Raw genomic sequence first — 12,064 nt, 5'->3', positions numbered from 1 at the left:
AATTTGCTTTAAGCCCGATGCAGTAGCACACTCAGCAAAAGCAAAATATTAGCTTTAGCGGAGCGTGCCCATGTCCACCGTCACTTCTTACCGTTCCAGCCTGGTGTTCCTGGCGATCACCCTGCTGACGTTTCTCGCCGCCTCCAGTGCGCCGACGCCGTTGTATCACCTTTACCAGGAAGGCCTGCATTTTTCCGCCGGCACCCTGACCCTGATCTTCGGCGTCTATGCCTTGAGCCTGCTGGCAGCGTTGCTGACTGTCGGCTCGCTATCGGATCACCTGGGACGCAAACCCGTGATCTTCGCCGCGCTGGTCTTGAATATGCTGGCGATGCTGCTCTTTATCCACGCAGACAGTGTCGCCTGGCTGATCGCTGCCCGCACCTTGCAGGGGTTTGCCACGGGCATGGCTACCGCCGTACTCGGTGCCGCCTTGCTCGACACTGACCGCCAGCAGGGCCCGTTGGTCAACAGTGTTGCGCCCTTGCTGGGCATGGCCTGTGGCGCCATGGGCAGCAGTTTGCTGGTGGAGTTCGCGCCGCTGCCGACCCAGTTGATCTATTGGGCCTTGTTTGCGCTGATGCTGGTGCAGAGCCTCTATGTCTGGCAGCTACCGGAAAGCGTCAGCCGCATGCCGGGCGCGCTGGCCTCGCTATGGCCCACCTTGCACGTGCCGCCCCAGGCGCGTCGGGCCTTGTGGCTGTCGCTGCCGGTGGATATCGCCGTGTGGGCGATGGGCGGTTTTTACTTGTCACTGGCACCGTCGCTGGTGCGCGCGGCGACTGGTTCGACTTCCAACCTGATCGGTGGCGGTCTGGTCGCCGTGTTGACCCTCAGTGGCGCGGTGATGATCTTCAGCCTGCGCAATCGCCCGGCAGATAAGGTACTGCGCTTGGGAGCAGGCCTGTTGGCCACGGGTGTTGCGCTGATTCTCGGCGCGGTCCACAGCGCCAGCCTGCCACTGTTTTTTCTCGCGACGCTGGTCGCCGGTAGCGGTTTTGGCGCGGGTTTCCTCGGCGCGGTGCGCAGTGTGGTGCCCCTGGCGTTGCCCCATGAGCGGGCCGGGTTGATGTCGGCGTTTTACGTTCTCAGCTACCTGGCGTTTTGCCTCCCGGCCCTGCTGGCGGGCAACCTGACCCGTAGTTTTGGCCTGATCGCTACCACCGACGGCTACGGTGCGGTGCTGATCGTACTGGCGCTCGGGGCCTTGATTGGCTTGATGAAGCAAGCACCGGTCAAGGCTATATATAGGTGAAATAGATAACAGTTAGAGATATTACCCGTTATATAGATATTCGCTGCGCTTCTATCATGGGCTCAACCTCATACGAGGAAGAGGATTGAACCATGACGTGCCCCAATAGCATTGCCACTCGTTACAAACCGTTCAGCCACTTGGCGGGCCCCAGGGAGGTGATTCGCCAGTTCACCCCGAACTGGTTCGCCGCCACCATGGGGACCGGCGTGCTGGCGTTGGCCCTGGCGCAATTGCCGGTGCAACTGCCGTGCGTCTATGCCGTCGCCGAAGGGCTGTGGTTGCTGACGATTTTCCTGTTTGTGTTGTTCAGCGGCTTATACGCGGCGCGCTGGGTGATGTTCTACGACGAGGCGCGGCGGATTTTCGGGCACTCCACGGTCTCGATGTTTTTCGGCACCATTCCCATGGGGCTGGCAACCATCATCAACGGCTTGCTGCTGTTTGGCCTGCCGCGCTGGGGCGAGGGCGTGGTGCAATTGGCCGAAGCCCTGTGGTGGCTGGACGTGGCGATGGCCCTGGCGTGCGGGGTGTTGATCCCGTTCATGATGTTTACCCGTCAGGAGCACAGCATCGACCAGATGACAGCTGTCTGGCTGCTGCCGGTGGTGGCTGCCGAAGTCGCCGCCGCCAGTGGAGGCCTGCTGGCGCCGCACCTCGCCGACGCCCATTCGCAACTGGTGATGCTGGTGACCAGCTACGTGCTCTGGGCATTTTCCCTACCGGTTGCATTCAGCATTCTGACGATCCTGATGCTGCGCATGGCCCTGCATAAACTGCCCCACGCCAATATGGCCGCATCGAGCTGGCTGGCCCTTGGCCCGATCGGCACCGGCGCCCTGGGTATGTTGTTGCTGGGCAACGATGCGCCGGCGATTTTCGCCGCCAATGGGTTTGCCGGTATCGGCGCGATTGCCGAAGGCCTGGGGCTGGTGGCCGGCATCACCCTGTGGGGCCTGGGCTTGTGGTGGATGTTGATCGCGGTGCTGATCACCCTGCGTTACCTGCGCGCCGGTATTCCATTCAACCTGGGTTGGTGGGGCTTTACCTTCCCGTTGGGGGTGTATGCCCTGACCACCTTGAAACTGGGCAGTACCTTGCACCTGGCATTTTTCAGCGTGACCGGCAGCGTGTTGGTCGCCGCCCTGGCCCTGATGTGGCTGGTTGTCGGTAAGCGCACCGTGCAGGGTGCCTATAAAGGCGAGCTGTTTGTTTCACCGTGTATTGCAGGATTGGGGAATAAGTAAGCGGGATTAGGTAAAGTCGTGGCCTGAAAAATCAATAAAGCCTTCAGGCCACCAGGAACACGGACGATGAGCCACCCCTCGCAATTCACCTTGCTGCGCAAACGGCGCTTTTTGCCGTTCTTCATTACTCAGTCCCTGGGCGCGTTCAACGACAATATCTTCAAGCAATCGTTGATCCTCGCCATTCTCTACAAGCTGGCGATCGAGGGCGACCGCTCGATCTGGGTCAACCTCTGCGCCTTGTTGTTTATCCTGCCGTTCTTCCTGTTCTCGGCCCTGGCCGGGCAGTTTGGCGAGAAATTCAACAAGGATGCATTGATTCGCGCGATCAAGATCGGCGAGATCGTGATCATGGCCGTCGGCGCCGTGGGCTTTATGACCAATCACCTGGAACTGATGCTGCTGGCGCTGTTTGCCATGGGCACCCATTCAGCGCTGTTTGGCCCGGTGAAGTACTCGATCATGCCGCAAGCCTTGCACGAAGAGGAATTGGTCGGCGGTAATGGCCTGGTGGAGATGGGCACGTTTCTGGCCATTCTCGCCGGGACCATCGGCGCCGGGGTCATGATGTCCTCAACCGACTACGCACCTGTGGTGTCCACCGCCATTGTCGCGATTGCGGTGCTGGGTTACCTGGCCAGCCGCGGCATCCCTCGCGCTGCGGCATCGAGCCCCGAGATGCGCCTGGACTGGAACATCTTCAGCCAATCCTGGGCCACCTTGCGCCTGGGCCTGGGACAAACGCCGGCCGTGTCGCGCTCGATTGTCGGCAACTCGTGGTTCTGGTTTGTCGGGGCGATTTACCTCACGCAGATCCCGGCCTACGCCAAAGAGTGGCTGTATGGCGATGAGACAGTGGTGACCCTGATCCTCACGGTGTTCTCGGTCGGTATCGCGTTGGGCTCGATGCTCTGTGAAAAACTCTCCGGGCGTAAGGTGGAAATCGGCCTGGTGCCCTTCGGGTCGTTTGGCCTGACAGTGTTTGGCCTGTTGTTGTGGTGGCATTCCGGCGGCTTCCCGCAGAACGTTCAAGCCAACGATTGGCTTGCTGTCCTGGGTTACAGCCAGGCCTGGTGGGTGTTGATCGATATCCTCGGCCTGGGGGTGTTTGGCGGTTTCTATATCGTGCCGCTGTACGCCTTGATCCAGTCGCGCACCGCCGAGAACGAGCGGGCGCGGGTGATTGCCGCCAACAATATTCTCAATGCGTTGTTCATGGTGGTCTCGGCGATTGTCACCATCCTGCTGCTGAGTGTGGCCAAGCTGTCGATCCCCGAGCTGTTCCTGGTGGTGTCACTGCTTAACATTGCGGTCAACACCTACATCTTCAGGATCGTGCCCGAGTTCACCATGCGCTTCATGATCTGGCTGCTCGGCCACTCCATGTACCGCGTGCAGCATCGCGGCCTGCAACACATCCCGGACGAAGGCGCGGCGTTGCTGGTGTGCAACCATGTGTCGTTTGTCGATGCATTGCTGATTGGTGGGGCGGTGCGTCGGCCGATTCGTTTTGTGATGTATTACAAGATCTACCGTTTGCCGGTGCTCAACTTTATCTTCCGCACGGCGGGGGCGATTCCGATTGCCGGGCGCCATGAAGACCTGGAGATCTACGAAAAGGCCTTCCAGCGTATCAGCCAATATCTGAAGGACGGGGAGCTGGTGTGTATCTTCCCGGAAGGCAAATTGACCGCCGACGGTGAGATCAACGAGTTCAAGAGTGGGGTGACGCGGATTCTTGAGGAAACCCCGGTGCCGGTGATTCCCATGGCGTTGCAGGGGTTGTGGGGGAGCTTTTTCAGCCGCGATCCGAACAAGGGCATCTTTCACCGGATCTGGTCGCGGGTGACGTTGGTAGCGGCGCCGCCGTTGGCGGTGGAGCAGGCGACGCCAGAAGCCTTGCAGGAACAAGTGCTGGCATTGCGTGGCACCACCCTGTAGGACCCGGCTTGCCGGCGATGGCGTCCGCAAAAAGGGCCTCATCGCCGGCAAGCCGGCTCCTACAACAGCATCAGGCGCTGATCTTGAGACCAATCAGCCCGGCAATGATCAGCGCTACGCTGGCCAGCCGGAACAGCGCCATGGACTCGCCAAACAGGATAATCCCGGCGATCACCGTGCCCACGGCACCGACACCGGTCCAGATGGCATAGGCGGTGCCCAGCGGCAGCTCCTTCATGGCCAGCCCCAGCAGGCCGAGGCTGACGGCCATGGCGGCAATCGTCAGGGCGGTAGGCAGCGGCTTGCTGAAACCGTCGGTGTATTTCAGGCCGACAGCCCAGCCAACTTCAAACAGCCCGGCGAAAAACAGAATGACCCAGGACATAAAGACCTTCCTTTTAGAAGTGGGGTCGTCCCCGGATTGAATGCTCGAACGAGTCGCGGGGTCGTCCCCGCGAAGGTTCGTAGAGTGCCGAAAAGCCAGCATCCGATCAAGTTTCGGCGAGTGCCTTGCGGTCTTCTTTCTCGCTCATCCGGCGGAAATACGTCGACAACAACGCCCCGGAAATATTGTGCCAGACGCTGAACAGCGCACTCGGCACCGCCGCCAGCGGCGAAAAGTGCGCACTGGCCAGTGCGGCACCCAGCCCTGAGTTCTGCATGCCTACTTCCAGCGCCAGCGACTTACGTTGGGCCAGTGGCAGCTTGAACACGCGGCCGGTGAAGTAACCGAGCAAATAGCCGAAGCTGTTGTGCAGCATCACCACCGCCATGATCAGCAGGCCCGATTCGGCAATCTTCGCCTGGCTCGCCGCGACCACGGCCGCGACAATAATCACGATGCTGACCACCGATACCAATGGCAATACATCGACGGCATGCCGCACGCGATCACCCAGTAAGCGTTGCGCCAATACCCCGAGGACAATGGGCAGCAGCACCACTTGCAGGATCGACCAGAACAACTCCATGAACGATACCGGCAGCCACGCGGAAGCCAGCAGCCAGATCAGCGCCGGGGTCAGCAGCGGGGCGAGGAGGGTGGTGACGGCGGCGATGGCCACCGACAATGCGAGGTCGCCCCGGGCCAGCCAGGTCATCACGTTGGACGAGGTGCCGCTTGGGCAGCAACCGACCAGGATCACGCCGACGGCGATTTCCGGTGGCAGGTGGAAGGCCTGGCACAGCAACCAGGCCACACCGGGCATGATCACAAAGTGCGCGACAACGCCCAGGGCTACGCGCCATGGATGGCGAGCAACCTCGGCGAAATCTTCAAGTTTGAGGGTCAACCCCATGCCAAACATCACCAGGCCCAGCAGCGGCACAATGGCGCTTTTCAGGCCGATGAACCAACTGGGCTGAAGGAACGCGACCACGGCAAAGATCAGCACCCAGTAGGCGAAAGTATTGCCGACGAAACGGCTCAAGGCGGCGAGTGCGCGCATGGCGATGTCCTTATTATTAGAGTGCTGGGAGTGGTAGCCCAATCAACTGTAGGAGCTGGCTTGCCAGCGATAGCGTTGGGTCAGTCAGTGACTCTGCAACTGATACACCGCCATCGCTGGCAAGCCAGCTCCTACATTGAGTGTGTGCGTTTAGATACCTTGCGGGGTCTCTTCACCGCCCAATGCTTCCACCAACGCCGGCAGGAAGTCGCCAAAGGTCAGCATCATCAGGGTGAAGCTGGCATCCAGTTGGCCCAGGGCTTCGTCGCCGCCGTCCTGTTCGGCCTGGTCTTGCAGCAGGTCTTCGAACTTCAGGCGCTTGACGGTCATTTTGTCGTCGAGCATGAAGGACAATTTGTCCTGCCAGGCCAGGGACAGTTGGGTCACGACCTTGCCGGTGGTCAGGTGCAGTTGGATTTCTTCGCCGGTCAGGTCCTGGCGCTTGCAGCGCACAATGCCGCCGTCTTCGTGGGTGTCGCGCAGTTCGCATTCGTCGAGTACGAAGAAGTCATCGGCCGGCTTCTGGGTGGTGACCCAGTCGGTCATGATTGCGGTTGGCGCGGTTTTCACGGTCAGCGGACGTACCGGCAGGGTGCCGATCACTTCACGCAGGGTCGACAGCAGGTCTTCGGCGCGCTTGGGGCTGGCCGAGTTCACCAGGATCAGGCCCTGTTTTGGCGCGATGGCCGCGAAGGTCGACGAACGACGGATAAACGCGCGTGGCAGGAAGGCCTGGATGATTTCATCCTTGATCTGGTCCCGTTCCTTTTTGTAGACCTTGCGCATTTGCTCGGCTTCGATCTCTTCGACCTTTTCCTTCACCGCATCACGCACCACGCTGCCTGGCAGGATACGTTCTTCCTTGCGCGCAGCGATCAGCAGGAAGTCACCGCTGACGTGCACCAGGGGCGCGTCTTCACCTTTACCAAAAGGTGCGACGAAACCGTAAGTGGTCAACTCCTGGCTTGCACAAGGGCGCGCCGGTTTGGTGGCCATTGCAGTTTCCAACGCCTCGGCATCAACAGGCAGATCTTGGGTCAGGCGATAGATAAGCAGGTTCTTGAACCACATGGGGTGAGTCTCTCCTTTATACAAAGTGGGGCATTATTCTCTTGATAAGGCCGCAGGCCAACCCTGCCTAAGCCATTGGAAGGGCTGAAAAAAAAGATTTAAGAAAGTGCTTGCCAGACTTGGGGTCGCTCCGTAGAATGCGCGCCACACCGAAACGAAGGGTGATTAGCTCAGCTGGGAGAGCATCTGCCTTACAAGCAGAGGGTCGGCGGTTCGATCCCGTCATCACCCACCATTCGCTTCATGTGTTACGCGCAGCGGTAGTTCAGTCGGTTAGAATACCGGCCTGTCACGCCGGGGGTCGCGGGTTCGAGTCCCGTCCGCTGCGCCATATTCGGTAACCTGGAACACTGAACGCCAGGTCACCACAGAAAGCCCGCTCATTGAGCGGGCTTTTTGCTGTCTGGGGTTTGCGTTTGTGCTTTTGTAGGAGCGAGCTTGCTCGCGAAGATTGTTAACGATGATGCGGGCATCCTGGGTGCACGCGGTGCTCTCAGGTTCTTCGCGAGCAAGCTCGCTCCTACAGGGATTGTGTTAAAAAAACGCCCCCGGTCATTGCCGATGACCGGGGGCGTTTTTTATTGGGGGTTTAGAAATTCCAGCGTGTGGTGACCATGAAGTTGCGCGGTTCACCATAGGCGGCGGAGTTATAGAAACCGATATTGGTGTAGTAGGACTTGTCGAAGATGTTGTTGACGTTCAGCGTTGCCGACAGGTTCTTGGTGACCTGGTAGCGGGTCATCAGGTCTACCAGCCAGTAGGCCTCCTGGGAGAACTCCTCATACCCGCCATGTGGGTTGTTGTAGATATCCTGCCAGCCCACGCTCTGCCAGCGCACGCCACCGCCGACGGTCAATTTGTCGAGGTCGCCCTTGAGTTTGTAGGTGGTGTACAGCTTGATCTGGTCTTCAGGCTCGAACGTGGAGATTTTCACGTCCTTGTCATCGCGCACGATCTTGTGGGTATAGCCCGCCTGCAATTGCCAGCCGGGGGCAATCTCGCCGGACATTTCCACTTCGTAGCCCTTGGTCACAGCCTTGCTGCTCTTATAGGCGTAGTTGGACGGGATTGGCGTCTGGTTGTTGTACTCGTCATCGGAGAGGGCGCGATTGGACTCGTGGATTTCAAAGTACGCCGCGCTGGCGTTTACCCGGCCGTCGAGGAAGTCGGCTTTCACCCCCAATTCCCAGTTCTGGCCTTCATCGGGCTCAAGCAGCTTGTTATCCCGGTCGCGGTTGTAGTTTTCCTGGGGCATGAAGATGTCGGTGTAGCTGGCATACACCGAGTAGGTGTCGTTCAGGTCGTAGACAGCACCGACATACGGCACGAAGCGCCCGGATTCACGATAGTTGGGGTTGTAGCCCGTGACCTGGTAGTTGACCACTCGACCGCCCAGCAGCAGCTTCAGGTCATCGGCCAGATTCAGGCGGGTGGTTACATAGGCGCCGGTCTGGCGCACGGTGTCGTCGGTCAGGGATTGGGCATTGCCCCAGTCCGGGAGGGTCGCGTGGCCGTGCCAGTTATTGAAGTCGACGATGTTCGGGCTCAGGTTCCAGTAGCCTTTACCTTTCCACTGCGAGGCACTGATGGAGCCGCCCAGCACCAGTTCATGTTCGCGGCCGCCCAGGCTGAACGGGCCGCTCACGTACAGGTCGGCGGAATCGCTGACCGTTTCCCCGGTGTATTTGCCCGAGGTCAACTGTGCGGTGCCGTCCGGCTGTGGCTGGTCGCCCTGGATCGAGCCCATCAGTGCGTGGTAGCCGTTGATCTTGTGGTCCAGCTGCAGCTTGGTCACCCAGCCATCACCCAGGTCATGTTCGAGCATGGCGAATACGGTGCGCGTGTACTGCTCCCAGCTGCTCCATTCAGCGGCGTTGTTGAACGAGCGCTTGACCTTGTTGCGATCACCCTTGGAGTTGATCAGTGGGAAGCTGCCTGACCAGGAAGAACCCTTGGGCAACGTGTCCTGGTAATCACCGCCGACGGTCAGCAGGGTGTCCGGTGACAAGTCGAACTCCATGATGCCGTAGTACGTCGGGCTCTTGCGCGAGTAGTGGTCCATGAACGAATGCTTGTCCTGGTAGGCTGCGACCGCCCGGCCGCGCACATTGCCGCTTTCGGTCAGTGGGCCGCTGACGTCCAGTTCGCTGCGATAGTTGTCCCAGGAACCGGCGCCGAGGGTGGCATGCCCCTGGAAATCGGCGGTGGGCTTCTTGCGTACCAGGTTGATCGTCGCGCCCAGGGAGCCGGCGCCGGTCAGCAGGCCAGTGGCGCCCTTGAGCACTTCGACGCGGTCATAGATCGCCATGTCGCTCAGGGTATTGCCCGCCGAATAGGCGACGTTACGCGCCGTCGAAGGAATGCCGTCGTACTGGAAGTTATTGATCGAAAAACCGCGGGCGTAGTAGTTGCTGCGCTCGCTGTCGAAGGCCGACACGGTGATGCCCGGGGTATGGCGCATCACGTCGTCGACGTTGTTCAGGCCGAAGTCATCCATGTGCTGGCGCGTAACAACGCTGACGGACTGTGGGGTTTCCTTGGGGGTCAGCACCAGGCGCGTGGCGGTGGCGATGCTGCCGGGCGTGTAGGAACCGCTGTCTTCAGTGACGTTACCCAACTGATTGCCGGTGACCTGGGTCGGGCCCAGTTCCATGCTGCCGTTGCTGGCAGCGGGCGCGGGTTGCAGTGCATACACTTGGTCGCCCTTTACCGCGATGTAGCCGCTGCCCTGCAGCAACCGGTCGAAACCGTCCTGTATGCCGTAATTGCCTTGCAAACCCGGGCCATTGAGGCCTTCCAGTTCCCGGGACTGGAACACAATCGCCACGCCGGCTTGCTGGGCGAGGCGGTTAAGCGAGCTGCCCAGCGGCCCGGCGGGAATGTTGTAAGCCTGGGCAGCGGTGCTTGGCGTATCCGCCTGGGCCAGGTTGATGTGCAAGGCGCCAACGGTGGCGGCGAGCATGGCCAGGGAAAATGGCGCACTTCTTAGCAGGGCAAAGCGCCCGCGAAGGTAGGAAGGGGTGTGCATGGTGAAGGCAATCCTTTATGTGTCGAATTACCTTGCTTGACGGGCAACTGCGAAAAAACCGGAAGCAAATGCGAATAATTATTTATTGGCTGTGTTGGACGGGTTCACGATGACCAGCCAAGGGGTATAGGTTTGCACCGTTATCGGTAGGGTTTGCGCCAGCAGTTGCAGGGCATGGTCGCTGTCGTCCAGGGGGATCACGGCCGACACCCGCAGGCTTTGCAAGGCGGCACGGTCAAACTGCAGGCGGCCAGAACGATGCCGTGCGATTTCATCCAGCACCTCGGGCAATGGCCGGTTTTCCACCACCAGTTGATGGCGACGCCAGGCTTCATTGATGCCGGCCGGGTCAATGCTACCGGTCAGGCGGACGCTGTCGGTACTGATCAGGGCCTGGGAACCAGCGGCGACCTCCAGGCTCTGCCGCGCATCGGCGCTGTGGGCTGCCACGCGCGATTCAAGCATGCTCAGCACGGTGCTATCGCCCTCACGCTTGACCACAAATCGCGTGCCCAGCGCGCGCATGCTGCCTTGGGCGGTCTGTACGATAAACGGCCGTGCCTGATCGTGGGCCACTTCCACCAGGATTTCGCCTTGCAGCAGTTCGATGCGCCGTTGCGTGGCGTCGAAATGCAGGTTGGCCGCACTGATGCCATTGAGGCTCAGGGCCGAACCGTCGGCCAGGCGCAGGGTTTGCCACTGGCCGGGGCCGTTGCGCACGTCGGCCATCCAGCGCTGCGGGTAGGGGCTGAGCAGCAGCGCCGCGGCAGGCACTGCCAGGCTGCATGCCAGCAGCAGGGTGCGCACTGCGCTTTTGCTGCGGCGCGATTGCTGATTGGCGAACGCAGCATTCAGCGCTGCCCGTGCCGGTGACTTTTTCCCACGCAGGGCCTGCATCCGCGAAATCACCGCTTCCATGCGTGCAGCGGCAGCGGCGTAGTGCGGGCCTTGTTGTTTCCAGCAATCGAACGCCAGGCGCTGGGCTTCGCTCAGCTCACCTTCATGTAGGCGCAGCATCCATTCGGCGGCTTGTTCTTCGATCTGTTGGCGGGCGTCGGGCATGGGGGGCTCAGGTGTCCATACTATGGCCGCAATGCACCAGGGCCTGGATCAGGTATTTGCGTACCGTGCGTTCCGAGAGCTTGAGTTGCCGGGCGATCTGCTGTTGGGTCAGTTCTTCGAGGTAATAGAGCACAAATGCCTGGCGCGAATACTCATGCATGCCTTCGAGGATAAACGCGATCTGCTCCAGAGCTTCAAGGGTCGTGTTGATCTGTTCCGGCGACTGGAACCCCTCAAGCGCGTCCATCGTCAGCGCCAGCTCCTGCAGGTAGGCTTGTTCAATCTGTTTGCGTCGGGCCTGGTCGATGATCAGCCGCCGCGCAGTGGTGCTCAGGTAGGCCCTGGGTTCGCGGATCGTCGCCACCGATTCACGGGTGTTGAGGATGCGCGCGAAGGTGTCCTGCGCCAGGTCGGCAGCGTTCTGCCGGCAGCCCAGCTTGCGCCGCAGCCAGGTGAGTAGCCAGCCATGATGCTCGCTGTAGAGCTGGGTTATTTCCCGTTGGAATGGCGGTTCACCCACAGACATAGGCGTGGCCCAGGTGTTATTGAGAATGGTTTCTAATTGTGAGCCCAGGGCTGGGTAAACGCAATAGACTCGCGTTTACCCGCTACAAGCACCGGTTTTCCTGGGTGTAGCCTGCTGGCGAAAAGATATTTCAAATAAATTGCATTTAAATCAACACATTGCGAAATTTTCGTATATGATGCGCCCCGCACCAAACGTAAAGGGTGATTAGCTCAGCTGGGAGAGCATCTGCCTTACAAGCAGAGGGTCGGCGGTTCGATCCCGTCATCACCCACCATTACGTCCAATGCTACGCGCAGCGGTAGTTCAGTCGGTTAGAATACCGGCCTGTCACGCCGGGGGTCGCGGGTTCGAGTCCCGTCCGCTGCGCCATATTCGGTAACCTGGAATGCTGAACGCCAGGTCACCACGCAAAGCCCGCTCACTGAGCGGGCTTTTTTGTGCCTGGGATTCTGTGGCCAGGGACAAATCCTCCCATACACGTTG

9 protein-coding genes and 4 tRNA genes are annotated in these 12,064 nt (G+C 60.1%); 7 read left to right on the top strand and 6 right to left on the bottom strand.

The genetic code is table 11. The features are described from left to right. The first annotated feature begins 70 nt into the window (after nt 1-70). The 3 genes from HKK57_RS01390 (at nt 71) to HKK57_RS01380 (ending at nt 4,443) form a co-directional block, all read left to right on the top strand. Entirely contained in the window at nt 71-1,255 is a 1,185-nt protein-coding gene (locus HKK57_RS01390; protein ID WP_169389681.1) for an MFS transporter, read from the top strand. A 92-nt stretch (nt 1,256-1,347) separates the two neighbouring features. Next, on the top strand, nt 1,348-2,502 hold the full coding sequence (locus HKK57_RS01385) for a TDT family transporter (protein WP_169389680.1): 1,155 nt from the start codon (nt 1,348-1,350) through the stop codon (nt 2,500-2,502). A 66-nt stretch (nt 2,503-2,568) separates the two neighbouring features. Beyond that, the gene (locus HKK57_RS01380; protein ID WP_169389679.1) at nt 2,569-4,443 is read left to right on the top strand and encodes an MFS transporter; all 1,875 of its coding nucleotides are present in this window, start codon (nt 2,569-2,571) and stop codon (nt 4,441-4,443) included. 70 nt (nt 4,444-4,513) lie between these two features. Here HKK57_RS01380 and sugE read toward each other — a convergent pair whose 3' ends face one another. From sugE to rdgC, 3 genes are all read right to left on the bottom strand, one after another. After that, on the bottom strand, nt 4,514-4,828 hold the full coding sequence (sugE, locus tag HKK57_RS01375; protein WP_065943540.1) for a quaternary ammonium compound efflux SMR transporter SugE: 315 nt from the start codon (nt 4,826-4,828) through the stop codon (nt 4,514-4,516). 106 nt (nt 4,829-4,934) lie between these two features. After that, complete coding sequence (locus HKK57_RS01370; RefSeq protein ID WP_070995372.1) at nt 4,935-5,891, bottom strand: bile acid:sodium symporter family protein; 957 nt, start codon at nt 5,889-5,891, stop codon at nt 4,935-4,937. A 150-nt stretch (nt 5,892-6,041) separates the two neighbouring features. After that, nucleotides 6,042-6,962 (bottom strand): recombination-associated protein RdgC, encoded by a 921-nt coding sequence (gene rdgC, locus HKK57_RS01365; RefSeq protein ID WP_029292788.1) that lies wholly within the window; start codon nt 6,960-6,962, stop codon nt 6,042-6,044. A 159-nt stretch (nt 6,963-7,121) separates the two neighbouring features. Here rdgC and HKK57_RS01360 point away from each other — a divergent pair. Together HKK57_RS01360 and HKK57_RS01355 are read left to right on the top strand one after the other, a co-directional pair. After that, a tRNA-Val gene (locus HKK57_RS01360) sits at nt 7,122-7,197 on the top strand. A 19-nt stretch (nt 7,198-7,216) separates the two neighbouring features. Next, nucleotides 7,217-7,293 (top strand) — tRNA-Asp (locus tag HKK57_RS01355). Between the two features lie 258 nt (nt 7,294-7,551). Here HKK57_RS01355 and HKK57_RS01350 read toward each other — a convergent pair. The 3 genes from HKK57_RS01350 to HKK57_RS01340 form a co-directional block, all read right to left on the bottom strand. Then, entirely contained in the window at nt 7,552-9,990 is a 2,439-nt protein-coding gene (locus tag HKK57_RS01350) for a TonB-dependent siderophore receptor (RefSeq protein WP_169389678.1), read from the bottom strand. A 78-nt stretch (nt 9,991-10,068) separates the two neighbouring features. Next, the gene (locus HKK57_RS01345) at nt 10,069-11,052 is read right to left on the bottom strand and encodes a FecR family protein (protein WP_070995370.1); all 984 of its coding nucleotides are present in this window, start codon (nt 11,050-11,052) and stop codon (nt 10,069-10,071) included. Nucleotides 11,053-11,059: 7 nt separating this feature from the next. Beyond that, complete coding sequence (locus HKK57_RS01340) at nt 11,060-11,578, bottom strand: sigma-70 family RNA polymerase sigma factor (protein ID WP_070995369.1); 519 nt, start codon at nt 11,576-11,578, stop codon at nt 11,060-11,062. 201 nt (nt 11,579-11,779) lie between these two features. Between HKK57_RS01340 and HKK57_RS01335 the strand changes: the two genes are divergently transcribed. Both HKK57_RS01335 and HKK57_RS01330 read left to right on the top strand, forming a co-directional pair. After that, a tRNA-Val gene (locus HKK57_RS01335) sits at nt 11,780-11,855 on the top strand. A gap of 18 nt (nt 11,856-11,873) precedes the next feature. Continuing rightward, nucleotides 11,874-11,950, top strand: a tRNA-Asp gene (locus HKK57_RS01330). Nucleotides 11,951-12,064: the final 114 nt, after the last annotated feature.

Source organism: Pseudomonas sp. ADAK21, assembly GCF_012935735.1.
Classification (GTDB): Bacteria; Pseudomonadota; Gammaproteobacteria; order Pseudomonadales; family Pseudomonadaceae; genus Aquipseudomonas; species Aquipseudomonas proteolytica.
The sequence above is the reverse complement of the archived record's forward strand: the minus strand, read 5'-3'. Positions and strand labels throughout refer to the sequence as shown.